Source organism: Ureibacillus thermosphaericus, assembly GCF_012396605.1.
GTDB classification, from domain to species: Bacteria; Bacillota; Bacilli; order Bacillales_A; family Planococcaceae; genus Ureibacillus; species Ureibacillus thermosphaericus.
This window is the reverse complement of sequence record NZ_JAAXPW010000021.1, coordinates 30,665-55,477: the sequence shown is the minus strand read 5'-3', so window position 1 is coordinate 55,477 and position 24,813 is coordinate 30,665. Positions and strand designations below refer to the sequence as shown.

At 36.0% G+C, this 24,813-nt stretch carries 27 protein-coding genes, 1 rRNA gene and 1 pseudogene; 17 read left to right on the top strand and 12 right to left on the bottom strand.

Annotation, left to right across the window (positions count from 1 at the left end):
- Positions 1-10: 10 nt before the first annotated feature.
- A 5S ribosomal RNA gene (gene rrf / locus HF990_RS09550) occupies positions 11-126 on the top strand.
- A 516-nt stretch (positions 127-642) separates the two neighbouring features.
- On the opposite strand, the gene tnpC is transcribed toward rrf, so the two are convergent.
- The 6 genes from tnpC to HF990_RS09530 all read right to left on the bottom strand — a co-directional run bounded on the left by tnpC (position 643) and on the right by HF990_RS09530 (position 3,189).
- Positions 643-1,281, bottom strand: coding sequence for an IS66 family transposase (gene tnpC, locus HF990_RS15125; RefSeq protein WP_409373614.1), 639 nt, complete (start codon positions 1,279-1,281; stop codon positions 643-645).
- The gene (locus HF990_RS15380; RefSeq protein WP_247595873.1) at positions 1,250-1,399 is read right to left on the bottom strand and encodes an IS66 family transposase zinc-finger binding domain-containing protein; all 150 of its coding nucleotides are present in this window, start codon (positions 1,397-1,399) and stop codon (positions 1,250-1,252) included. The genes tnpC and HF990_RS15380 overlap by 32 nt, the downstream gene beginning before the upstream one ends.
- 83 nt (positions 1,400-1,482) lie before the next feature.
- The gene (locus HF990_RS15115) at positions 1,483-1,836 is read right to left on the bottom strand and encodes a transposase (protein WP_247595872.1); all 354 of its coding nucleotides are present in this window, start codon (positions 1,834-1,836) and stop codon (positions 1,483-1,485) included.
- A complete protein-coding gene (locus HF990_RS15235; protein WP_260320084.1) occupies positions 1,833-1,967 on the bottom strand; it encodes a hypothetical protein in 135 nt (44 codons plus the stop codon). The genes HF990_RS15115 and HF990_RS15235 overlap by 4 nt, the downstream gene beginning before the upstream one ends.
- 303 nt (positions 1,968-2,270) lie before the next feature.
- A complete protein-coding gene (locus HF990_RS09535) occupies positions 2,271-2,651 on the bottom strand; it encodes a hypothetical protein (protein WP_168412486.1) in 381 nt (126 codons plus the stop codon).
- Between the two features lie 262 nt (positions 2,652-2,913).
- Complete coding sequence (locus tag HF990_RS09530) at positions 2,914-3,189, bottom strand: hypothetical protein (protein WP_168412485.1); 276 nt, start codon at positions 3,187-3,189, stop codon at positions 2,914-2,916.
- A 128-nt stretch (positions 3,190-3,317) separates the two neighbouring features.
- Between HF990_RS09530 and HF990_RS09525 the strand changes: the two are divergent.
- Positions 3,318-3,542 (top strand): annotated as a pseudogene (locus HF990_RS09525) (transposase domain-containing protein); the annotation flags it as partial.
- Between the two features lie 122 nt (positions 3,543-3,664).
- On the opposite strand, the gene HF990_RS09520 reads toward HF990_RS09525, so the two are convergent.
- On the bottom strand, positions 3,665-4,330 hold the full coding sequence (locus HF990_RS09520; RefSeq protein ID WP_016837572.1) for a LytR/AlgR family response regulator transcription factor: 666 nt from the start codon (positions 4,328-4,330) through the stop codon (positions 3,665-3,667).
- A 219-nt stretch (positions 4,331-4,549) separates the two neighbouring features.
- Here HF990_RS09520 and aceA point away from each other — a divergent pair, with 219 nt between their 5' ends.
- The 4 genes from aceA to HF990_RS09500 all read left to right on the top strand — a co-directional run bounded on the left by aceA (position 4,550) and on the right by HF990_RS09500 (position 9,808).
- Positions 4,550-5,842: an isocitrate lyase gene (aceA, locus tag HF990_RS09515; protein ID WP_168412484.1), complete on the top strand. Its 1,293-nt coding sequence runs from the start codon at positions 4,550-4,552 to the stop codon at positions 5,840-5,842.
- Between the two features lie 474 nt (positions 5,843-6,316).
- Positions 6,317-7,489 carry a pyridoxal-phosphate-dependent aminotransferase family protein gene (locus HF990_RS09510; RefSeq protein ID WP_096549907.1) on the top strand — a complete coding sequence of 391 codons (1,173 nt, stop codon included), beginning with the start codon at positions 6,317-6,319 and terminating at the stop codon, positions 7,487-7,489.
- 183 nt (positions 7,490-7,672) lie between these two features.
- A complete protein-coding gene (locus HF990_RS09505; protein ID WP_016837575.1) occupies positions 7,673-8,389 on the top strand; it encodes a glycosyltransferase family 2 protein in 717 nt (238 codons plus the stop codon).
- Between the two features lie 153 nt (positions 8,390-8,542).
- A complete protein-coding gene (locus HF990_RS09500) occupies positions 8,543-9,808 on the top strand; it encodes a transglutaminase domain-containing protein (protein ID WP_016837576.1) in 1,266 nt (421 codons plus the stop codon).
- Positions 9,809-9,892: 84 nt separating this feature from the next.
- Here the strand turns inward: HF990_RS09500 and HF990_RS09495 are convergent, their stop codons facing one another.
- The 3 genes from HF990_RS09495 to HF990_RS09485 form a co-directional block, all read right to left on the bottom strand.
- Positions 9,893-10,828: an N-acetylglucosamine kinase gene (locus HF990_RS09495; RefSeq protein WP_016837577.1), complete on the bottom strand. Its 936-nt coding sequence runs from the start codon at positions 10,826-10,828 to the stop codon at positions 9,893-9,895.
- On the bottom strand, positions 10,825-12,348 hold the full coding sequence (gene argH / locus HF990_RS09490) for an argininosuccinate lyase (RefSeq protein WP_026019009.1): 1,524 nt from the start codon (positions 12,346-12,348) through the stop codon (positions 10,825-10,827). Before argH ends, HF990_RS09495 begins: the two co-directional genes overlap by 4 nt.
- Positions 12,349-12,415: 67 nt before the next feature.
- Positions 12,416-13,336, bottom strand: coding sequence for an EamA family transporter (locus HF990_RS09485; RefSeq protein WP_016837579.1), 921 nt, complete (start codon positions 13,334-13,336; stop codon positions 12,416-12,418).
- Positions 13,337-13,577: 241 nt separating this feature from the next.
- On the opposite strand from HF990_RS09485, the gene HF990_RS09480 reads away from it, so the two are divergent.
- Positions 13,578-14,276, top strand: a complete 699-nt coding sequence (locus tag HF990_RS09480) for a CBS domain-containing protein (protein ID WP_096549905.1) — start codon at positions 13,578-13,580, stop codon at positions 14,274-14,276.
- Positions 14,277-14,321: 45 nt separating this feature from the next.
- Here the strand turns inward: HF990_RS09480 and HF990_RS09475 are convergent, their stop codons facing one another.
- Entirely contained in the window at positions 14,322-15,050 is a 729-nt protein-coding gene (locus HF990_RS09475; RefSeq protein ID WP_016837581.1) for a DUF421 domain-containing protein, read from the bottom strand.
- Positions 15,051-15,155: 105 nt separating this feature from the next.
- On the bottom strand, positions 15,156-15,839 hold the full coding sequence (locus HF990_RS09470) for an adenine nucleotide alpha hydrolase family protein (RefSeq protein ID WP_026019010.1): 684 nt from the start codon (positions 15,837-15,839) through the stop codon (positions 15,156-15,158).
- A gap of 229 nt (positions 15,840-16,068) precedes the next feature.
- Here HF990_RS09470 and HF990_RS09465 point away from each other — a divergent pair, with 229 nt between their 5' ends.
- The 10 genes from HF990_RS09465 (at position 16,069) to HF990_RS09420 (ending at position 24,780) form a co-directional block, all read left to right on the top strand.
- Complete coding sequence (locus HF990_RS09465) at positions 16,069-18,477, top strand: Na+/H+ antiporter subunit A (RefSeq protein ID WP_168412483.1); 2,409 nt, start codon at positions 16,069-16,071, stop codon at positions 18,475-18,477.
- Positions 18,467-18,889 carry a Na(+)/H(+) antiporter subunit B gene (locus HF990_RS09460; RefSeq protein ID WP_016837585.1) on the top strand — a complete coding sequence of 141 codons (423 nt, stop codon included), beginning with the start codon at positions 18,467-18,469 and terminating at the stop codon, positions 18,887-18,889. Before HF990_RS09465 ends, HF990_RS09460 begins: the two co-directional genes overlap by 11 nt.
- A gap of 3 nt (positions 18,890-18,892) precedes the next feature.
- The gene (locus tag HF990_RS09455; protein ID WP_016837586.1) at positions 18,893-19,231 is read left to right on the top strand and encodes a Na(+)/H(+) antiporter subunit C; all 339 of its coding nucleotides are present in this window, start codon (positions 18,893-18,895) and stop codon (positions 19,229-19,231) included.
- Positions 19,224-20,705 (top strand): Na+/H+ antiporter subunit D, encoded by a 1,482-nt coding sequence (locus HF990_RS09450; protein WP_016837587.1) that lies wholly within the window; start codon positions 19,224-19,226, stop codon positions 20,703-20,705. Before HF990_RS09455 ends, HF990_RS09450 begins: the two co-directional genes overlap by 8 nt.
- A gap of 11 nt (positions 20,706-20,716) precedes the next feature.
- Entirely contained in the window at positions 20,717-21,199 is a 483-nt protein-coding gene (locus HF990_RS09445) for a Na+/H+ antiporter subunit E (protein WP_016837588.1), read from the top strand.
- The gene (locus HF990_RS09440) at positions 21,199-21,483 is read left to right on the top strand and encodes a Na(+)/H(+) antiporter subunit F1 (RefSeq protein WP_016837589.1); all 285 of its coding nucleotides are present in this window, start codon (positions 21,199-21,201) and stop codon (positions 21,481-21,483) included. Before HF990_RS09445 ends, HF990_RS09440 begins: the two co-directional genes overlap by 1 nt.
- Entirely contained in the window at positions 21,461-21,844 is a 384-nt protein-coding gene (locus tag HF990_RS09435) for a Na+/H+ antiporter subunit G (protein ID WP_016837590.1), read from the top strand. Before HF990_RS09440 ends, HF990_RS09435 begins: the two co-directional genes overlap by 23 nt.
- 84 nt (positions 21,845-21,928) lie before the next feature.
- Positions 21,929-22,744 carry a metallophosphoesterase gene (locus HF990_RS09430; protein WP_168412482.1) on the top strand — a complete coding sequence of 272 codons (816 nt, stop codon included), beginning with the start codon at positions 21,929-21,931 and terminating at the stop codon, positions 22,742-22,744.
- Between the two features lie 150 nt (positions 22,745-22,894).
- Complete coding sequence (locus tag HF990_RS09425; protein WP_168412481.1) at positions 22,895-23,188, top strand: DUF6509 family protein; 294 nt, start codon at positions 22,895-22,897, stop codon at positions 23,186-23,188.
- Between the two features lie 407 nt (positions 23,189-23,595).
- Positions 23,596-24,780 carry a CaiB/BaiF CoA transferase family protein gene (locus tag HF990_RS09420; RefSeq protein WP_168412480.1) on the top strand — a complete coding sequence of 395 codons (1,185 nt, stop codon included), beginning with the start codon at positions 23,596-23,598 and terminating at the stop codon, positions 24,778-24,780.
- The last annotated feature ends 33 nt before the right edge of the window (positions 24,781-24,813 follow it).

The following is a 24,813-nucleotide window of genomic DNA, read 5'->3' as shown; positions in this document are numbered from 1 at the left end:
TCTCATATAGTGAAGTGACGATGGCGAAGAGGTCACACCCGTTCCCATACCGAACACGGAAGTTAAGCTCTTCAGCGCCGATGGTAGTAAGGGGCTTCCCCTTGTGAGAGTAGGACGTCGCTTCGCAAAAGGCACCACAATAGTGGTGGTTTTTTTTTTTGCAAAAATTGAAGCCCCTTACTAACAAGGACTGAAAGTCCGATCGGCGCGATACAGAAACCACATGCTAAACAAAAGTAAAATAAATATTTGAAGGAGACGAGAAGCACGGGGACCAAGAAGTTCAAGGAAGCGAGGCAGCCCGGAGCGGAGCGTACTAAGTACGTGAGCACCGGACTGCCGAAGCTGACACAGAAAATCGCTGGTCAACGTGCTTCGGAGTTAGCGCCGATGGTAGTTAAGGGGTCCCCTTGTGAGAGATAGACGAGCGCTTCGCAGAAGGCACCACAATAGTGGTGCTTTTTTTTTGCAAAAATTGAAGCCCCTTACTACCAAGGTAAGCCCGAATTCAAACGACGCATATCAATCGTAAGGCCGAATTCAAATGACGCATTGAAAAACTTAAAACAGGGATTAAAAAAGCGTACCTATTAGTACGCATGACTAATAGCCCTACAATCTTGAGTTTTTTCAGATTGAGGGCTATTTTGCTATTGCACATGATTCACGTATATTTTTAGACCAAGGCAAGTAGCAATCGATTATTTCTGGTTGCTGATGGATTGGGAGGTTCGGGAGTTCTGTCAATACTTTGACCAAGTATTGATAGCAATCAATTCCATTAGCTTTTGCCGTTTCAGCTAAACTCAAACAAATGGCATTGGCATCAGCTCCCAATTCACTCACAGAGAAAAGCCAGTTCTTCCGACCAATCACACTCGGACGAATCGCATTTTCTGCTGGGTTATTGTCAATCGCAATTCGACCGTCATATAGAAATGCTTTTAGACCTTCGGCATGTTTCAAAGTATAGTTTACCGCTTCCGCAAGGGCACTTTTGCCGTAAAAAGGAGATTCATCTACCCATTGTAAGAATTCTTCCACAATCGGTTTGGAATATTTTTTTCGTTCTTTTCGACGTTTGCTTGGTGAAAGTTTCTTAAACTTTCGTTCCAATTCGTAGAGTCGATTACAATATTCTACACCTTTTTCGGCGTTTTTACTGTTGGCTTTTAACCATTTTCTACGCACATGTGCCCAACAATTGGCGAATGTGACGTTAGGTAAACCAGCGTATGCAGAATATCCGTCACAAATGATGGTTCCCTTGAACTTTTCCACGAAGATCTTTTTTACAATTCCTGCACTCATAAGCGTGTTCGATATGTCGAACACGCTTCACAATAGCCGGTATAAATTTTGCTTCCTCACGAACAATCGTGCTGCCGATCTCTGTCATCTGAGATTGACAACACTCGCATTGTAAGTTTCAGGGTGATGATGAATTTCTTCAATTTCTAAACCATCCACGAAGAAATCGTTTCATTTCTTTTTATGTATTTTACGAACAACTGTATAGGTAACAGTGTCCGTGCTTTGTTCTTCTGTGTGCTCAGGTTCGTTAAAAAAAGAGTCATCATCAAATAAAGAACATTGTCCATCTGGAGCTTGGTACTTTGATTTTTCTGATTTTGAGCCATAAAGAAGCTTTGTTAAATAGCGAACTTGTTGTGACAACGATTCAATTTGTTTCAACAGTTCTTCATTTCTCTTATTGGATTGCGCGAGTTGTTCTTCTAATAATTGAATTAATTTTTCATTCGAATCATTGATCACATCATTCACCACATTTCCGTATAAATTCAATAATGTCTTGATTATATCACTAGTAATCATTGGTTAAAAGACACCTTTTTTAGATTAATGACGCATATTGGTCTGAGTGGACCATGACTTGCTGGGGATGGAGTTGGATCAGATTTGGACTCTAATTTTACAGGCACGATATTGAGTTTTTCCGTTGCCAAAAAAAAGAACACCTCCTCTGAAATTGTTACTTTCATCTTACAGGGAGGTGTCATTGATTTATAGGCGTTGTTTGATTTCGGGCTTACGATGGATTAGGGGAAATTCGAGGTTCCCCTAAGCTGTTTTTATTTTCGCTAAGTTTTGGGTAATGAATATTCGGTTTCTAAAGTGAGGCTCTATAATATTTGGTGTTGGTAGATACAACCAGCACCATTTTTTACACAAAGGCTCTGTTAAACTTTATTGTTGAATTTATGATTATATAAAATAGGCTTGTCTCATTTTAGAGAACAAGCCTATTTTTACTCTTTTAGAGTGGGTGGAATTTTAACTAACACATAGTCACCAGTCCACATTTGTGTCGATATAATCAAATTTTCACCTTGCTTTTCAAAGAAGAGTCCATTTCCATCTTTTTGTTTGAAAACCCAACCATATTGTCTAACCATTTCCTTGATAATTTCATCAGCTATGGGTATATTTCGTTCGCTTATAATATACCATTGCTGACCGTTTTCGTTTAATAATTTAACGATTTTTTCATCAGAATTATTTAATTTTTCTATGACCTCTTTTTTGCTCATGTTTTCTATCGGAAGTGAAGGATAGTAGAGTTTGTTGTAGAATACAAAAGCCCCAACAAATACAATCATCAATCCGATTGCTAATAACAGCTTTTTCATAAAATACCTCCTATTTACAATCTTTCAAGGCAATCCAATCATATATAGAATATTCGACAATTATTCCCAATTACCTTCATACTTCTCTCACACAGCAAATTTCTTTAAGCGAAGAGATGTGTTAGTTTCCGTCATTCTATGAATACAACTTTGAACAAGAAACTCCTTAATAAATACATCATCTGTTTTAAATTGGATGCTATCGAGATACGTAAACCAAGCAAGGTAATTTTGGAGATATTTTGTTGCTGCTCCATTAAATTTACGCCCCCATCCCTTTAGTTTTTTTACAACGATAGCGTTGACGTTCTACATCTTTTGAATTGACTTTTACCATGTATTTTCCGAAACGAACTACTTCTTTGGATGAACAATGAGGACAAGTATAGCCATCAGCATTTTTACGTTCAAGAATATCATTAAAAATCGGTTCTGATGTAAGAAACGGTTTTAAGTTAGTTGTGAAAAAATCCAATAAACGTTGTTGGTCGGTAGTATTCAAACTTTGAACAGCTTTAATAATATCAACTAATTTCATTGTCATCCCTCCGAACGTATATTCTTAATAATATCATAGAATATATGTTCGTATAAATCGAATATCAACAATGAGTTTTAACATAGCCTACACAAAAAGTAAGCCCGAATTCAAACGACGCATATCAACGAAAAAACTGGCTGTTTTCCGTGAGTGAATCGGGAGCCGATACAAATGCCATCTGTTTAAGCTTGGCTGAAACGGCAAAAGCTAATGGAATTGATTTTTATCAATACTTAGTGAAAGTATTGTCGGAACTCCCAAGTTTACCAATCCATCAACAGCCAGAAATATTAGATCGCTATTTGCCATGGTCGAAAACAATTTGTGAATCATGTGCAATGGCAAAATAGCCCTCAATCCGAAAAAACTTGGGATTGAAGGGCTATTCGTCGTGTGTACCAGAAGGCATTTTTTTATTTATCTCACATATTTCGGGATTACTTTGGAACATAATTAACAAACATTTAAATCATTAAAATTCAAGTAATCTTCTTAAATCATTAATATATGATTGACTAACAGGTAATTCGGTGCCATTTTTTAATTGAATGATAAAGTTTGTCGTAATATCCTTCGTGATATTTTTAATAAAATAAATGTTTAATATATATGAACGATGTACTCGAACAAAAAACTCCGGTAACTTTGTTTGAAGCTCTTTTAACGTATAATTTGTTTTAAACTGTTCATCATTTGCATAAAACCAAGTTCGTTTTTGCAAGCTTTCGATATGAGAAATTTCCTCTACAGGTACGGGTGTCCACAGATCTTCCTGCTTACCAGTTAAAAATTTATAAGGTTCCTTTTTTTCTGGAGTATAGGAAGATGGGAAAATAATAATGAGTGCGGCATTTTTTTGACTTAAGTAAATAGGGTAGCCTATTACGAAATAGGGTTTTCCAAATATTGTTGAATCCAATACAATTCCAGTTTTCATTCGAGTTTGTAATACATGAGATGCAACGCTTTCTGGGTGGATTTTGTCCTCGATAGTAAGATGTAAATGTTCGATACTTGGTGAATAATAAATATAAGAATCTTCGGAAGCTACAGCAATGGATGCATTTTTAGGAATCCAATCTTCTAATATAATTTTTAATTGTTCTAATCCCTCATTTGAAATATCCACACATAACATCTCTACACTACTTCCCCCTTATTAAAAATTCAGAATCATGCTAAATTATCTTTGGAAATAATTGTTTTATCCTGAATTTTTAGTATTTCGTCACAAAATAATACATTTTTTTATTATCTGTTATATATTAGGTTTAACATTAATATACCTGTTATGAAACAGAATGTAAATTACTTTTCTAACAGAGTGTATTGAAATAAAGGGGAAGGTGTGAATGAAATGTTGACGCAACAGGAAAGAAATGAAAGAGTTGAGGCATTAAAAAAAGATTGGGCTGAAAATCCACGTTGGAAAGGAATTGAACGACCATATACTGCTGAAGAAGTAGTGAAATTACAGGGGTCTGTAGTCGTAGAGCATACATGGGCAAAACGTGGTGCTGCTCGACTTTGGAAATCTTTACATGAAGAAGATTTTATTAATGCGTTAGGTGCATTGACAGGTAATCAGGCAGTACAACAAGTAAAAGCAGGTTTAAAAGCTATTTATCTATCAGGATGGCAAGTAGCGGCTGATGCTAACTTAGCAGGACATATGTATCCAGACCAATCATTATATCCAGCTAACTCAGTTCCAGCTGTCGTAAAACGTATTAATCAAGCCTTACAACGTGCTGATCAAATAGAACATGCTGAAGGTCGCGATGATGGTTTTGATTGGTTTGCACCAATCGTAGCAGATGCTGAAGCAGGATTCGGTGGACCACTTAACGTGTTTGAATTAGTAAAAGCCATGATCGAAGCGGGTGCTGCTGGAGTTCACTTAGAAGACCAACTTGCTTCTGAGAAAAAATGCGGTCACTTAGGTGGTAAAGTATTACTTCCAACACAAAATGCGATTCGTAACTTAATTGCTGCTCGTTTAGCTGCGGATGTTATGGGTGTAGACACAATCTTAATTGCTAGAACTGACGCTGATGCAGCAGACATGGTAACGAGCGATATTGACCCACGAGATAAAGAATTTATTACAGGTGAACGTACTCCTGAAGGTTTCTTTAAAACAAGAGCAGGAATTAAACAAGCAATTGCTCGCGGTTTAGCTTATGCGCCATATGCTGATTTAATTTGGTGCGAAACATCAAAACCTTCATTAGAAGAAGCTAGAGAATTTGCGGAAGCAATTCATGAAAAATACCCTGGCAAAATGTTAGCATACAACTGTTCACCATCTTTCAACTGGAAAGCAAATCTCACAGATAAAGAGATTGCAGAATTCCAGCGTGAAATTGCAAAAATGGGTTATAAATTCCAATTCGTAACATTAGCAGGATTCCACTCACTTAACAAATCAATGTTTGAATTGGCTGTTGATTACAAAGACAACGGTATGGCAGCTTATTCTAAACTACAACAAGCTGAGTTTGATCTAGAGAAAAAAGGTTATACAGCTACAAGACACCAACGTGAAGTTGGTACAGGTTACTTCGATGAAGTATCAATGGTTATTTCTGGAGGTACTTCTTCTACAACTGCAATGGCAGGTTCAACAGAAGCTGAACAATTCGTATAATAAAATTTCTTTCTTAGTCTAAAACGGGGGATATTTATATAGAACAGGCAACAATACAAACAGTAAAGGTATTGGCGAAATGACGAATGAAGTTGAAAGTTTTTAGTCTGAGCTTGATAAACTTTGAACAAAGTTGTTGAAGGATTGTAAACTTTTGGTCGTTTTGATGTAGCTTACTTGTGTTTTAAGTTTGTTCAATTTTTGACATAATGAACAAGTTATTTGAACCTATTAAATCGCTTACTTACAAAGGGGATCGTTAAATTAATATAGGTTGCCTCCTATATTGATCGATTTATTGCTAAAGGGGTTTATGTTAAGGGATTAAATATTAAGTAAATTGGGGATGGTTATGCCTTACTTGTCTCGAGAGCAGAGCGAGTAAGGTCTTTTTTTAATATTGATAAACGAGAAGAAAAAAGTTATTGTTCAAAGAATTCGTTTGTTTAATAAGTTTTCAAAGGGGGAAAGAAAATGAGAAATAGAGATCTACTATTGATTCCTGGACCAACTCCGGTAGTGGATGAAATTTACGATGCTTTAGCGTTAGAAACAAGGGGGCATACAGATCCACGCTTTGTAGAAGTTTATAAAAATGCGTTACAGCAAACAAAAGAGCTGTTTCAAACGGATGGAGAAGTATTTGTCATTGCTGGTACTGGAACTTTAGCAATGGAAATGGCTATCGTCAACACGGTTGGAAAAGGGGAAAATCTACTTGTTTTAAGTCACGGATATTTTGGCGACCGTTTTATTCCATTAGCGCAGGCATACGATATACATGTAGATGTTTTACAATCAGAATGGGGAAAACAAATTGATCCATCAATAGTGGAAGAAACGTTGAAACGTAAACAATATAAAGCCGTGACGATTACACATGCAGATACATCTACAGGTGTTGTTTCAGATTTAGAGACATTGGTGCCAATTATCAAAAAAACAGGTGCCCTTGTCATTGTTGATGGTGTTGTGGCTAGTGCTGCAATCGATGAAAATATGAGTAAAACTTATGGCCATCCAGACTATAAACTGGATGTCGTCCTTACTGGTTCACAAAAAGCTATTGGTATGCCACCAGGGCTTGCTATTGTTGCGTTTAATAAAACCGCTCTAGCGGCTCGGGAGCATTTAGGACAAGTTCAAGCTTACTATTGCGACATAAAAAATTGGTTACCAATTATGAGAGACCCTTCAAAATATTTTGCGACTCCTCCTGTTAACTTGATTTATGCCTATAATGAGTCGTTAAAAATCGTTTTAAATGAGGGGATGAAAAAGAGAGAAAACCGCCATATTGCCTATGGACGAGGGGTTCGAGCGGCGATGCGTTCCTACGGTATGAGACCGTTAGCAAATGAAGAAGTTGCTGCTCCGACATTGAGTTGCATTTTATATCCTGAGGGAGTAGATGATGTCGCATTTCGTAGTGGTTTAGCTTCTCGTGGAGTTATCGTTGCTGGTGCATTAGCTCATTTAGCAGGGAAGGCATTCCGCATCGGTCATATGGGGAATACAACTCCTGAAATGTTAGAAAAGGCAATCCAAGCAATCGGTGAAGTGCTTCAAGAGCTCGGTCATACGGCCAATATTGAAAAAGCAATTAAAGCATTCAAAGAAGAAATAGAACAAGCAGTACGAAATTAGTTTTCATATACTGATGCAATACAATGCAAAAGGATTCATAGAAAAAGCCGTCTCTTTTGAGGCGGCCATATTTATCATATAAAGAAATGTTACAGCCATTTTAATATCAATCTCTTAAATATAAATAAAAGTAGTATACTATAGATTAATAGGTTCTAATAAACTTTTTAAGGAGAATAAGCTGTGGAACGACCAATTGTTATTATACCAGCACTAAACCCACTACCAACACTTATTAACTATACAAAGGCTTTATTAGAATTAAATATTTACAAAGTGATCATTGTGAATGACGGCAGCGATCCAAAATATCAATATATTTTTCAAGAACTATCGATGATTGATCATTGTATTGTATTAAAGCATGAGGATAATAAAGGGAAAGGGAGAGCATTAAAAACCGGGTTTGGTTACGTGTTAAAATATTTTCCTAAGACAAATTTCGTATTAACGGTAGGTGCTCATGGCCAACATACATTAGATGATGTAAAGCTCATATTACAAAATTTAAGAGTATTTTCTAATGGTATTATATTAGGTGTTCGTAACTTTCGTTCAAAAGACTTGCCTTTATCCAACGCGATTGGTCACCGAGCAGCCTCACTATTGTTTAAATTATTATTCCATCGGCGAATATTAGATACTCAAACAGGATTGCGTTCCATTCCGACAAAAGAATTATCGTGGTTATTGAAGGTACACGGGGATTCTTATGATTATGATATTAATATGCTGGTGGAAGCAATCAAAAGAAAAATCCCAATTTACGAAATTCCTATTGGACGAGTTAAAATAAGGAAGAATTCGATTATTCACTATGATGAGATCACTAATTCTCAAAAAATCATACAGCAAATTATTGCAAACTTCACAAAGTATCATAAAAAAAATCAGGAATGAAACTTTTTGTTCGAAAAATCGTACATTTTTATAGTACTACCAAAGGGGCTACCAACTTTTTCATTTTTGGTAGTACTTCTTTTTTTATAAATGGCAATACTTGTAGGAAAGAGAAGGAACTTAGAAATTTATTGTGTTAGGTGGTGAAGGTAATTGTTAAAGCGATTGATAATTCTTGTTATTCTCCTTGTCATGATTAAACCAGCATATGATTTGTCCAAACAAATTTGGGATGAAATAGTTAACTGGCTTGATATCAATTCTGCTATAACAACCATGGAGAACATAAATATTTCAGAGATAGGAAAAACGGCGAAGGAAACAATTTACGAAACAGCTTCAACCATATCCGCTTTACAAGCTACCGTTCACTTACCGGAAAAAGTGCAATCTGTTGAAGAGTTAGCAGATGCATTTTTTTATCATTTTAGTCATTGGGAAACAAACTTTGAAATACATTATGTTGGAAGCACAAGCGATATTGAACATATCATTCAACAAGCAGTAGAAGAAGCTTCTAATCGAGATCATTATATTTTAGGGCATTTGAGTGATCGAAAAATTGAATATGAATATGGAAAATATAAAGCGAAAATTAAAGTGCAGCAACAATATTTAACAAATGCTGTGCATGAGCAATATGTGGATGAACGAATAGCAGCCATTTTAGCAAGCGTCGATGTAAACTCCATGTCGGACTTTGAAAAGGTCAAATTTGTTAATGATTATATAGTAAAAAATACAGTTTATAGTACGGACACATCGTTAAGTCCTCATAGTGCATGTGCAGTGTTAAAAGAAAATAAAGGAGTTTGCCAAGGATACGCGCTTCTTGCATTAAAAATGCTAAGAGATTTAGGGATTGAAACGTTATATGTAGTTGGAGAAGTGCATACAGGTCCTCATGCATGGAACTTAGTGAAAGTAGATGGGGAATGGTATCATCTTGATACTACATGGAATGATCCAGTACCTGATCGTGGTAATGCAGTGAGATATCAATATTTTCTCCTTGATGATGCGACAATGAAACTTGATCATCGTTGGAATGAAGCGGATTATCCTAAGGCGATAAGTAAAAAATACACTGTGATGTCGAAAATTGACCATGCTTATGAAAAGGATGGTTATATTTACTACAGCAATATTGCGGATGATCATCGTTTATATCGATTAAATTTATCGACCGGGGAAAATAAACGATTAACAAAGAGTAGAGCACAATATATCGTGGGGTTAGGTGAATGGATTTTTTTCAGCAACTATTCAAAGGGTGCATACCTTGCAAGAATACGCACTGATGGTTCAGATGAATCCATTATCTATCGGGAAAAGGTTAGTGACTTATTGGTTGAAGATGGTTATTTAATATTCGCAACGGACGAAGGGTTGAAAAAAATGGAGATACGAAATTTTTGATGATTTACCGAAACAAAAAAGGGGCTTCCAGTTAGCCCCAGTCATAACGTACCGACCGACTTGATCGAAATTGAAAAACCACTATTATTTTAATGAACTAAGTGCCCTGTTGGCAATATAGTCTATCGGATTTTGAGTGCATAAATGGAAAGAAATATATGGATATATTTTTTTCACATAATCTTTAAAGACATTTAAGATGATCGGATTATGTTTCAATATGCCACCGTTTAAGTAAACGATAAAATCTTCACCAATCGGTTCAATTTTCCGTAATACCGCGTTTGTCATGATCGATAATTCTTTCGCCGCGTTGCAAGCGATTTGAATGGCTTGCTCGTCTCCAAGGGAAATAGCTTTCGTTAGGATTTTCGAAATGTTAGCGACTTGAGCATTTGTATAATCTGGTTGATAGATCCAATCATTAAGTTGTTCAATATTGTCTATTTGTAACATGTCGTAAACTAGGTCAGTGAGGACGGTAGGTTTCTCAAGACGGCCATCTTCAGAGCGAAAAATCGTATTTAAAATCTCTCTTCCAATCCAATAACCGCTTCCTTCATCTCCAACCCGATGTCCCCATCCACCAGAGCGTTCAATCCTTCCTTGACCATCTGTAGCATAAGCAGCAGAACCAGTACCTGAAATGAGGAGGGCACCTGCTTTTCCGCCAGTTAATCCTATTAATGTGGACTGTACATCATTTTCAACAATTGTACGACGAATAGAGAAGGGTGAGTTTCCACAACTTCGATGGATAATTTGTTGAACTATTGCAAGCCCGTTTTGTGTATCAACACCTGCAATGGCAAAGGTAGCAACTGCAATGTCCAGTATGCCTGTAGCTTTATAAGCCTCATTTAATAGATTAGTTAATACTTTTTCTACCTTTTCTGCGCCAATGGCTTGGTAATTTGTACTTGTTGATGTTTTTTCGAAATATACCTTTCCACTAGCATCTCTCAATGACAAAGTGGTTTTTGTCGCTCCACCATCAATGGCTAAAATATACTGATTCATGTTTCCTGTTTGCTCCATTCATCTAAATATTGTTGTAAACGTTTTTCACTTTGTAAAATTGCATCCTTTTTAATCTGAATCCATCTATTCAGTAAAGGGGTTTCCCTTTTTGCTTTTAAGAGCGATTTTCTCATTGTCATGGGAGCAGGGCCACCTGGTAATTTTCGAATATTGACGAAATGTGTAGGTTTTAAAGATTGATAGAATTCTTCTTTAGAAATGTTTAATGGCTTATCAGTCAGTTCAATGCATTTTTCGTTGACTAGCTCCCATGTTAAATCTTCAATGGAATCTTTATTATTTTTTAGCAAAGCACGAACACAGTTTGAAACGATTGCATGTGATTGTCGGAAGGAAATGTTTTCAGTAATGACGAGGGTATCAGCTAGTTGGGTAACGTTGGCAAAACTTCTTTCAGCTCGCTCTAATAATTTTTCTTTGTTGACATCCATTGTCACTACTAAACTGCCAAATAGTTTATAGATTCCACGCAGCTTCTCCATTGCACGCCAAATGTAAGGCTGCATATCATCTTCCGTATCAACAATATCCCCGAATGGAGTGTTATGAATCATTTGTAAGACTGTGGAAGCATCCCCTACAACCGATGAGAGTAGTGAACGGGTGTGTTCTATTGAAACGGGATTTCGCTTTTGTGGCATAATGGAGCTGACTTGAACATATGGACTGGCAAGACTGATTGCATTAAATTCTTGTGTTGCCCATTGTAAGAAGTCTTGTGCGGTACGTCCAAGATTTAATGCGGCAAGTTGCACAACACTAGCTGTTTCAGCAATATAATCAGCTCCGGCCACAGCATCCCATGCATTTTCCACTAAATCATCAAAAGCGAGCAGTTCTTGCATTCGTTGGCGATTAATGTTGAAACCTGTTGTCGTTAATGCGGCGGCTCCCATGCTGCTTCGATTTACCGTTGCATAAGCATGTTGCATGCGTTTAAAATCTCTTGTAAGTTGGTCAATAACAGCCTTTAAGTAGTGAGCGAAAGTTGTTGGTTGGGCTTGTTGTGTATGAGTATAGCCGATCATGATGGTATCTACGTGTTCTAATGCAAAGGCGATGAGTGAAGTTCGCAAAGTTACTAATTCTTCCATAAGGGCAAGAAGTTTTTCTCGTATTGTCATACGATAAATGGCAATCCCCATATCGTTTCGACTTCTTCCAATATGCAAATTTCCCGCTACATCTCCAGCAATCTCCATCAGTTTATTTTCAATTCGGAAAAACAAATCTTCAAATTGAGGTTTGTAATCTTGCTTTTCATAATATTCCAAGTCGAGTTGACTAATGGCAAAACCGATTTTTTTTACATCATCTTTTGATACAAGTTGTTGTTCTTCCAGCATTTTTAAATGGGCAATATGTATTTGCACCATTGATTTTAGGAAATGTTTTTTTGCTTCTTCATAGGCAGGTTGAAGCACGATTTTTCGATAACTATTTGAAGGAAATTGAGTGCCTTCGTATTCATGGATGCGGCTTTTATACTCATGGAACATCACAATAATCGCCCCCAGTATTATTGCTAAAAAGGTAATTTGAAGAGAGGTATTGGCTTCTAAATAATTAACTGGCTTCTGACTTCTCTTCAATATATTTCATTGACTGCCTTTGAGAGATGACGGTTGGCAGCGCGATTCCCGTTAAAATAAGAATAATGCCGATAATTTGTAACTGAGTAATAGGTTCATGCAATACAATGACAGAAGCGATGACAGCAACTGGTAATTCCATGGCGCTTAAGATGGAAGCAAGACCTCCGCCGACTTTTGGCACAGCAGTTGCAAGTAGGAAAATCGGCAAAATCGTTCCAAAGAAACCGAGTATTAAGCCAAATTTCCAAAGCCCCTCTCTTATTAATATACCGTTCCATACTATTTCTGGTGACAAGAAGATGCTAATCAAGATAAGGGCGAAAAAGGATGTAAATAGTGTTCTTTCGGTTGTTGTAATACCTTGTATTGTTTTTGAATTGATTTGTAAGAAAATCGCAAAGCTAATAGCTGAACAAAAACCAAAAAACCAACCTAGCCAGTGAATGTTTGATAAATCGGCATCAAACACTCCAGCGGCAAGCAGCGTTCCGATAAAAAGAATGACTAGGGAAATGATTTCCGGGCGGTTCGGCCATCTTTTTCGCAAGATACAGTCTATCAGGATGCCAATCCATGTGAATTGGAAGAGCAATACAACGGCGAGAGATGCCGGTAAGTAATTTAAAGACTTACCGTAAACAATGCCGGTTGTACCTGTAAAAATTCCAGCAAATATTAAGGTAATGAATTCCTCTTTTTTAAGCTTAGGAACTTTTCTTTTAGTAAAGACAAATAATAACAACGCTAAACAAAATCCAATCAGATATTGGCTTGTGACAGCTTCATCGGGTGTAAATCCATAACCCATTGCTACTTTAATAATGGTTGAAAGTATTCCGTAACTACTAGCTCCAATAATGATAAGTAAAGGGTAAATAAAATTCATTTTCATGATGTCTTAACCTACTTAACAATTTTTTTGTCGTCTAGAATTCCTTCATAATCGATACAAATTTCATTTATGAAGCATTCTTTAATGATTGTTGAAAGCTTGCTTTATCATAATTAAAAGTATAGCAAATTTTGATATTTTCGGAAAATAAGGGTGCTAGTATAATAACAGATTTCTAATTGATTAAAATTTTAGAATATAATAGAAACTAGTAATCTACTAGGGAAGTGGTGTATCAAAATTGAAAAATTCCGATCGTTTCCTGTTAGCGTTTAATCGAATTACATTCACTTTGAGAAAAATCGTAAAGGCAAGAGAGCACTTGCCCTTTTATCGCCTAATTGAATTGGCAAAAAAGAAAAGTCCGTTAGTAAAAAAATATGAAGATGATTTACGTACTTTTGCAGATTTGCGAAATGTAATTGTGCATCATCGAGTATCTGAGGAGTTTGTCATTGCTGAGCCTCATATACAAGTTGTTGAACGCATCGAGTACATAGATCAACTATTAGATCGACCAAGTATAGTAGGACAAGTTTTTCGAAAAAAAGTAGTTACTTTTCAGACGACAGATTCATTAAAAGAAGCATTAGACATCGTTCAACAACGAAAATATACTCAATTCCCGATATATGAAGGGAAGGAATTCCAAGGTCTCGTTACTACAGTAGGTATTACCAACTGGTTAGCGGATGTAGCAAATCATAAAATCTTAGTTTACGAAATGCCAACTATGAAAGATATATTGCATTACGAAAAAAAGCGGGTAAACTATAAGTTTATTAGTCGGTATTTAACTGTATATCATGCCAAGGAGCTTTTTAAAGAAGGTGTTGAAAGGGGTAAGCGATATGACGCTTTGCTCATTACGGAACATGGTAAACCTCATCAGAAGTTAATAGGTATCATTACCCCCCTTGATTTGATGAAAGTGCCATAATTATACATATCTCCAATCTAGACAATATGAATAAAAGGTTTGTCCTTAATTGGCTTTTTTGGACAAACCTTTCTTATCATTATAAAGTGAAACATATAAAGAACCGTTTTCTAAAACTTGTGCGAAAAAAACATCTTTTATATTTTTGATGTTCTTCTTTTTTAGCTTATTTAGCAGCCATTCTTCAGTTAAGTTTAATTCGGAGAGATTTTTCTTCACAATCTTCCCATCGGAAATGACTTCGGTTGGGAAGTAAGGGGGAATTGAACAATCCGCTTTGACGTCTTGTTTCGTAGCGGGACTTCTAGCAGGTTTTTTTAATACACTCAATTCACCATTGGTTTCAAACACTGCATAATGGACCTCATCAAATGAAAAAACGCCTTCTTCACGTAATAACATTGCTAATTCATCGGTGTGAAGTCTTGCTCTTTTTAAACCATTTTGATTGATGACGCCATTTTGAATTAAAATTGTAGGACGATCATCAACAAGAACACGAATTTTAGTTGATTTCATTGCAATAAAACTCATAATGAGAGTAAGAGCAGTCCAGCATAATAGGGCAACGATACCGTCAAAAAAAGGAGTGTCAATTTGCGTTGTAATTTCACCAGCAATTGATCCGATAGTAATACCAGTGATGTAATGGAAGAAAGTTAGTTGACTTAATTGTTTTTTTCCAATAATTCTTGCTAACACTAAGATGACATTAAAGGCAACAATACTTCGGATAACAATTTGCCAAAAATTAACTTCCCAAAAATTTTCCATTGTGAATCCACTCCTTTCATTTCTCAATTTAGAATGAGCTGAATAAGCAAGATTATGCAAAAAAATAACAGAAGCGCTATTACGCTTCTGTTTTAATGGAGAAATTTACACTAAGTAATGTTTATATTCATCTGGAATTTTTTCAGGATTTAATACGAAGTCTTCTTCAATTTTCAACTCATGCATTTTATTGTTGTAAGAAAAACGGAAAATCCCATTATCAAAGTCTGTGCCAATTTCTTTAAAGAAGATTCCTTCTATAAAGCGGGATTTTGGGCAAGTAAATACAATTTTATATTGTTCACCCTCCGACACGATGAAAGCGCGGACACCTTTTTCATACATGTCGATGCCCTCATCTTCAGTAGGTCGGCTTACTGCAACGATATGGAAGTCTGCAAAAGGAATTTCTTTTAATAATACATTGAGAAAGGAACCTTTTGTGATCTCTTCCCATCGACTTTGAGCGCTTTGACCAACAATAATTTGGGAAATATTATATTCTCTAGCTACTTCAGCTATTACTTTTTGAATCGGTCTTTTTTCGTTGTCCCGAATGATAAATTCTTCAACCCCTAGTTCATTTGCTAACTCGGTCCAACGTTCAATATAACCGGATTTTTCAGCATCAAAATTGTCTAGAGGTTTTGAATCAACCGTTAATATATATAATGGACAATTAAGCAAACTAGCAAGCTTATGACCTCTACGAATGAGTCGCTCACCGTTTAATCCATAATAAACGCAAACTAAAATACTTTCATCCGCTTGCTTTTTGACACCATTCATCATTTTATATTAGCACCTCTTAAATTAATATCATAACAGACTTCTTTATTTTTCAGTCAAAATCAATGAAATACAAATTGCTTTATTATATACTTAAAATTGTAGCTAGGATTAAATTTTTCTAAGTTATTAGCATTTTAATTCAATAGTATATATTGTTATTGACACATTATTATGCTACGTAGATTTGTTTTCGTCAAGTAAATATAGTAATGGGAGGAGAGAACTTGTGACAGTTGATGTTGCCATCATCCTTACTCCGTTTATTTTTGCTGCATTGACTCCTGTATTATACAGGTTTATTAGCAAAAAATATATAGGATGGCTCGTATTGAGTGTCTCTTTTATATTATTCCTTTTTTTAACTACATACATCCCTCGTATATCTGACGGTGAAGTTGTTGCTTTCACTCATGAGTGGATCCCCTCGTTAGGTATTCATTTCACTACTTATTTAGATGGACTCAGCTTAATTTTTAGTTTACTCATTACCGGAGTAGGAAGTTTAGTTATTTTGTACTCGATTTTTTATTTATCCAGAAGCGAACAGCTATACCATTTTTATTGTTACCTGTTACTGTTTATGGGGGCAATGTTAGGGGTTGTTCTTTCTGATAATTTAATGGTTTTATATGGATTTTGGGAGCTAACAAGTGTTTCATCGTTTTTACTAATTGCATATTGGCATCACCGAAAAGCTTCACGAGCTGGAGCAAGAAAATCAATGATCATTACGGTTGCCGGCGGTATTTCTATGCTAGCAGGTTTTTTGATGCTCTATGAGATGTCAAAAACATTAAGCATCCGTGAGATTATTGGAAATGTGGAAGCGATACAAGAACACGCATTGTTTGTACCAGCACTTGTATTGATTTTATTAGGTGCATTTACAAAGTCTGCACAATTTCCATTTTATATTTGGTTGCCGGATGCGATGGAAGCTCCAACACCTGTGAGTGCTTATTTGCATTCTGCGACAATGGTAAAAGCAGGAATTTATTTAGTGGCAAGACTCACACCTGTTTTTGGTGGTGAGGCGTTATGGTTCTGGTTAGTAACAGGCGTTGGGTTGTTTACGTTGTTTTGGGGTTCCTTCAATGCTGTAAAACAGGTGGACTTAAAAGCGTTGCTCGCCTTTTCGACAGTAAGTCAGCTCGGGCTTATCATGAGTTTATTAGGTATGGGTTCTGTGGCAGTCTACTTAGGTAATTCTTCGGAAACGATTATTTATACACAAGCGGCATTTGCAGCCATCTTCCATTTAATAAACCATTCCACTTTTAAAGGTGCACTGTTTATGATGGTCGGAATTATCGACCACGAATTAGGGACGCGCGACATTCGTAGGCTCGGTGGACTTATGTCGTTTATGCCGTTAACCTTCACAATCGCACTTATCGGTAGTTTTTCAATGGCAGGGCTTCCTCCGTTTAACGGATTTTTAAGTAAGGAAATGTTCTTTGCTGCAACCCTTCATATACAAGAATTAAATATTTTTTCTTTAGATAGTATAGGATTTCTAATTCCAATTGTTGCATGGATTGCGAGCGTCTTTACTTTTGTTTACTGTTTAATCATTGTGGGTAAAACATTCTTTGGTAAAGTTCAGCTGCATCTATTAGCAAAACATCCTCATGAAGCACCGATTGGAATGTTAATATCTCCTTATACGCTCATCGTTTTTGTGGTTGGAATTTTCTTTTTCCCAAATCTACTAGGCCATTATATTTTAAGACCTGCGATGGCAAGTATTTATCCTACTTTTCCAACAACGCAAGAATTAACGCCGCATATACATGCTTGGCATGGAATATTTAGTCCTGAACTATGGATGACGATTTTTGTAATCGTTGTCGGAATTTTACTTTACAGATTATTGAAACGTTGGAAGCCAATTTATCGAGCACTTCCTCAAAATTTATCATTAAATTCACTATTTAATAATGGCATTTCATTTAGTGAATCTTTTTCGAATCGCGTTACCGGTCGATACATGACAGGTAATTTGACAGATTATTTTGTCTACATTTTTCTAGCGTTTTTAATGATTGTCGGTGGATATTTCCTCCAAACTGATATATTTTCTTGGAGCCCTGTCGATAGGGAGTCATTAGAAGTATTTGAAATCATTTTAGTGTTGATTATGATTGCCTCGTCCGTTGGTATATTGTTTGCGAAATCTCGTATAACAACCGTATTTCTTAGTAGTGTATTAGGATATTCAGTTGCCTTTTTCTTTATTGTTTTCCGAGCTCCTGATTTAGCCTTAACACAGCTTGTCGTTGAATCCGTTTCAACGGTACTCTATTTAATTTGTTTTAGACATTTGCCAGAAATAAGAAAAGAGATTCAACCGAAATGGATAAAAATGAGAAATATTTTCATATCGTTAGCTGTAGGGGCAACGGTAACTTTAGTAGGTTTTGCTGCTCTCAATTATGAAAAATTTATCACCATTTCTTATTTCTTTAACGATTCGTATGAGTTAGCTGGTGGGAAAAATATTGTAAACACAATTTTAGGAGACTTCCGTGCATTCGATACGATGCTCGAAGTGGTTGTATTATTTATCGCAGGTTTAGGCGTATACACCCTCATCAAGCTAAAAGCAAAAGGAGGGGGAACGAATGAGAATTAATGATGTGATATTGCGGACGGTTGTAAAAGTAGTAATTTTCATCATCCTCACTCTTGGTGTATATCTTTTTTTCTCGGGTCATAATGCACCGGGAGGAGGGTTTATAGGGGGGCTTGTTCTCGCTTCCGGGATTATTTTGCTCTATGTAACGTACGATATCGACACTATCCAAAAAAAAATGCCCTTTGATTTTAAGAAAGTAGCTGCTCTTGGTGTGTTGATTGCAACGGGAACAGGTCTTGGAGCAATTTATTTAGACGTGCCTTTTTTATCTCAAACAGACGGGCATTTTCAATTTCCGTTTATAGGTGATAAACACTTAACAACCGTAACGTTGTTTGAGGCGGGGGTTGCATTAACCGTAATTGGTACGCTAGTTACGATGATTTTAAGTATAAGTGAGGATGAGTAGTGAATGGAGCAAGTAATGATTATACTTATTGGAATTCTCGTTTCTGTGGCAACCTATTTAATCCTCTCTCGAAATATGATTCGTATCATTATCGGCACTGCGGTGCTATCCCATGCAGTTAATTTGCTCATTATGACGTCAGGGGGATTAAAAACAGGCAACGTGCCACTGCTTGGACATGGAGATGGTCCATTTACTGATGCATTGCCTCAAGCGTTGATTTTAACTGCCATTGTTATTAGCTTTGCTACGACTGCATTTTTACTTGTTTTAGCTTATCGAACATATAAAACGAATGGCTCAGATGATTTTAACGAATTGAGAGGAATGTCAGATGAATAACATCATAGTATTGCCACTGATTATTCCAATATTTACTGCAGTTATTTTGGTATTTTTGAGAAATTATATAGTAGTACAAAGAATGATTACGATTACCACGATGATTGCAGTTAGTATCATATCATTCTTTTTGTTAGAGCTTGTACAAAGAGAAGGAATTATAAAATTGGACTTTAGTGGCTGGAAACCACCTTTTGGAATTTTGTTTGTCGCCGATACTTTTTCAGTGTTAATGGTATTAACCTCAAGCATTGTCACGGTGTTCTGTTTACTTTACGCTTTTTCAACGATAGGCGAACGGCATGAAAATATGTTCATCTATTCGTTTGTTTTATTGTTAGTTGGCGGAGTAAATGGATCCTTCTTAACAGGGGATATCTTTAATCTATTCGTTTGTTTTGAAGTCATGTTAATGGCGTCGTACGTGCTGGTGGCATTGGGAGGGGAAAAGGTACAACTTCGAGAGTCATTAAAATATGTATTAATAAACGTTATTGGATCTTCTATTTTCCTAATTGCTCTCGCTTATTTATACAGTACAGTGAAAACGCTGAATATGGCGCATATAGCCGAGCGAGTTGCTGAAGCCGGCCAAGATCCAATGCTAACAACTGTGGCGCTTGTATTGTTTATTGTTTTCAGTTTAAAGGCTGGTTTAGTGCTATTTTTCTGGTTGCCAGGTTCTTATGTTGTGCCGCCTACTGCTGTACAAGCATTATTTGCAGCGCTGCTAACAAAAGTTGGCGTGTATGCATTGATTCGAACTTTTACATTAATGTTTCCGCATCAACCAGAAGTGACTCATACAATTATCGGAATTTTTGCAGGAGCAACTATTATTTTAGGATGTATGGGTGCGCTTGCTTCACGAAATGTATTAACAATTGCAGCCTACAATATTGTAATTGCTGTAGGTTTCATTTTAATTGGTTTAGCAGTTGGCACGGAATCAGCAATTGCAGGTTCTGTATATTACTTAATACATGACATGGTAGCAAAAGCGTTATTGTTTTTATTGGTAGGGATGATGGTTTACTTAACGGGTGAAAAGTTAATAGATCATATGAGTGGACTCATTCGAAATTATCCATTATTTGGCTGGATTTATTTTTTAACGATGTTAGCTTTAGTAGGAATCCCACCGCTTAGCGGGTTTGTAGGGAAAGTGTTGATTGGTAAAGGGTCGATTGAAGCTGGATCCTATGTATTATTATTTCTTGGATTTGCATCAAGTCTTGTCGTGTTATTTTCATTATTAAAAATCTTCTTAAGTTCGTTCTTTGGAGAAACGATTATAACAAATGAAGATAAAAAACCGCTTCCGATTGCTTCAATGGCTTCCTTTATTGCTTTAGCCCTTTGCATGATTGCAATTGGTCTAGGTGCAGAACAGCTATTAGTTTATGTACAAGATGCGACAAATATCCTTGTTAATCCATCTATCTATATTGATGCTATTTTAAGTGAAAGTTAGGGGGTGGGAAGGTGTTTTTTGCCCAATTTATTTTAAATTTGTTTATAGCGCTTCTTTGGCTATTGTTCAAAGACGAGCCTACACCGACACTTTCGACTTTTAATACCGGTTTTATCGTTGGGATAGGAATTCTTTATGTAATGCATCGATTTTTTGGCACACAATTTTATTTAGTTCGAGCAATGAAAATTATGAAACTTGTGGTGATTTTCTTTAGAGAACTTATTGTTTCAGGTTTTGTTGTAATGAAGCAAGTTTTAACCCCCAATTTAAAAATTACACCGGGTATATTTAAGTACAAGACAATATTGAAAAATGATTGGGAAGTAACGGCTCTTTCGTTGTTGTTAACATTAACTCCTGGTTCCGTAGTAATGGAGATATCAGAATCTGGTGATGAATTGTATATTCATGCGATGGATATTGGACAGAAGGAAGACTTAATTCGTTCATTAGGAAGATTTGAGACCGTAATATTGGAGGTGTCCCGTTAATGATCGATATGATATTGCTAATTTCTCTAGCCCTGTTTATGGTTGCTATTACACTGCATTTAATTCGAATTATTAAAGGCCCAACAATGCCCGACCGAGCAATTGCTCTTGATACAATTGGTGTTAATTTGATTTCATCAATGGCCATACTTTCAATCTTATTAAAAACGACAGCCTTTTTAGAAGCGATATTAATATTAGGGATTTTAGCATTTATTGGGACAATTGCTTTTTCTAAATATATAGAGAGAGGTGTCATTATTGATCGTAAGTCAGATCATTGAGTGGTTCAGTGTTATCATTATTTTTATTGGCTCAATCATTAGTGTGATTAGCGCATTTGGAATGCTTCGTTTTCCTGATGTATATACTCGTGCTCACGCTGTAGCAAAAAGCGCTACACTAGCTGTTCTATCGTGTTTAGTGGGTTCATTCTTTTACATTTGGGTTCAAGATGGATATATAAGTGTTCGATTGTTGTTAGGAATTCTATTTGTATTTATCACTTCACCGGTATCCACACATCTTGTGATACGAGCAGCCTATCGCTCTGGTGTGCCACTAGCTGAGGGTTCAGGTGAAGACGAATTAAAGCCAGTATTATTTGGAGAGAAAGAACCTTTACCAACTAAACAATCAGAGTAAGTTCGTACTTGATTGTCTAATTGTAAAGAAATAATATAATGAATGGACATTTGGAAAACTAAGAATAGAATTGAGCGAATGGTTTTGAAAAAGTTACTAACACTGATATTGTTAATTGTCGGTTTATATTTATTTTTGTACGTAAATAATCATTGGATTGTCATAACGGAACAAATATATGAATCTGATGAAATTCCTGATTCATTTAACGGTTTTCGAATTACTCAAGTATCTGACTTGCATGATGCTTTATTTGGTGAAAATCAAGAAAAATTAGTTGAAAAAGTACGGGAAACAAATCCAGATGTCATTTTTATTACGGGAGATCTTATTGACAGCAATCGTTATAATTTACAACAGAGTTTATTAGCTGTCCGTGAATTTGTAAAAATCGCGGATGTGTACTATGTAATTGGTAATCATGAAGTAGCAATTAATCAAGTAACGGAAATTTATAATGCCCTTGAGGAAATAGGAGTACATATTTTACCGAACGTTGCGACATGGGTTGAACGGGGAGGAGAAAGAATTGCTATAGCGGGCATTGAAGATCCTCTCAATGGGACTGATACGCAAACTATGTTACATACTGCATTATCAACTGTTCCGAAAGATATGTTTACAATGCTACTTGCCCATCGTCCGGAAAAGTTTGATATTTATGTAAAAAATGAATTAGACTTGATATTTACAGGACATGCCCATGGAGGTCAAATTAGAATTCCTTTTGTTGGAGGCTTAGTAGCGCCTGGACAAGGGTTTTTCCCTGTATACACTGCGGGATTTTATGAAGAAAATGGGACGACGATGAATGTGAATAGAGGATTAGGCAATAGTGGAGTACCTTATCGAATTTTTAATTTGCCTGAGATTGTCGTTGTAGAGTTAAAGACGAAATAAGCTGTTATGCTCAAAATATAACCGTCTCAAATTGAGGCGGTTTTTTGTTGTAAATTGTTTTATGAATATGAGAAGATATTTGACCATTATTCATTTTTGATTATGATTGTAATTAGAATTTTTAGGACTAATTTAAAGGAGAAAATGTATATGAATATCATTGATTTTACAATGGAAGAATTAATTGATCCGACTGGTATAATTGAGGGAAGACGCTACGAATTTTTGTTGGACATAGAAGTGGATGAAGAAGACGAACTATATTCTAGTGCAGGAACACAAATCCGCCTTCTTGTAGGCGATAATGGGGAAGGGCCATTTATTATCAATTATTTTATTATGGATAAGCAAGATGAAAAATATATTGAATTAGCATTAGAGGAAGACGAAGAGCAGTACCTATTAGATTTCTGTAAAGAACGATTAGTACAACAAGGTGAATAGTATATCATAAGAGAAAAAGACCCTATCATTCATAGAGATGACGGGGTCTTTTATGTATAAATAGGAGTTCGCTTAATATAGATGGTTATGTTGACGAACAAACTAGCATACTAGGAAAATATTTTATAAAAATACATTTTTTTATAGAATCAAATTCCCTATCATTCAAGAGGAATCTAATAATTACTATTAATGGATTTTACTATTTCCATTCCGTTTTCATAGATTTAATAATATCTATGAATGAATTATCATATATTGAATAAGAGGTTCACAAAATTTTCAGATTATTTTAAAATATTACTATAATTATTGAGATATAACTGTTATAAAGCTCGTAATGATAGCAGTTTGTTTCTTCAAAAATTATATGAATAGTTGGCTTGTTCATAGAGGGGATGGGAAAAGTGACTATATTAAAAGATTTAAAAATTCTCGATTTTTCATCAATGCTTCCTGGGGTTTTTACGACGATGATGTTTGCAGATTTTGGGGCAGACGTCATTCACGTTGAGTCCACACGTAGAGTGGATTTAATGCGCATTATGCCGCCATATGATGATAATAAAGAGTCGTACATTCATCAGCATTTAAATCGCTCCAAAAAATCACTCAAACTAAATTTAAAAACACAAGAAGCAGTGGAAATCGTAAAAAAATTAATCCAAGAATATGACATTGTCATTGAAGGATTTCGGCCGGGTGTAATGGAACGTTTAGGTTTAGATTATGAGTCATTAAAACAAGTAAATCCAAAGCTGATTTATTGTTCTGTCACGGGTTATGGCCAAACAGGACCATATCGCAATCGTCCAGGTCATGATAATAATTATCTATCGATTGCAGGTATACTTGATTATTCACGACACAAAGGGAAAAAACCTGTTTCTATGGGGATACAAATTGCAGATATAGCTGGAGGAACATTACATGCAGCGATAGGTGTGCTTGCATGTGCACTACATCGTGAAAAAACGGGAGAAGGAAAATATATTGATATATCCATGACAGATGCTGTCTTCACAATGAATGCATTATATGGAACAGCCTTTTTAGGAAGCGGTGAGTTACCAAAGGCTGAAGAAGAAATATTAAACGGTGGAACGTTTTATGATTATTATGAAACAAAGGATGGCCGTTATTTTTCAGTAGGTAGCTTAGAGCCGCACTTCCGCAAGTTATTGTGTGAAGCATTAGATATTCCTGAATTAATTCAAAGCACGTTTAATGACTCTACTTATACGCAAAAGAGATTTAAAGAGGCAGTAAAAGATGCTTTCTTAACGAAAACTTTTGATGAGTGGTTGGAAGTGTTCAATGAAGATTTTCATGGTTGTGTAGAACCGGTTTTAACTTTTGAAGAGGCTTGCAATCACCCGCAAATTCAAGCTCGAAATATGATTGTCGATGTTCCAAAAGAAGACGGTACAACACAAAAGCAGATTGGAACTGCAATAAAATTTGACGGTGTCGAACCAACCTATAAATTTGTTGGTGCAAAAGTCGGTGAACATACAGTAGAAATTTTAAAATCGCTTGGTTATTCGGATGAGGAGATTGAAACATTCCATCAAAAGGGCGTGCTGCAATAAAAATCGTCCCAAAGGTAATGGCTATTACTTTTG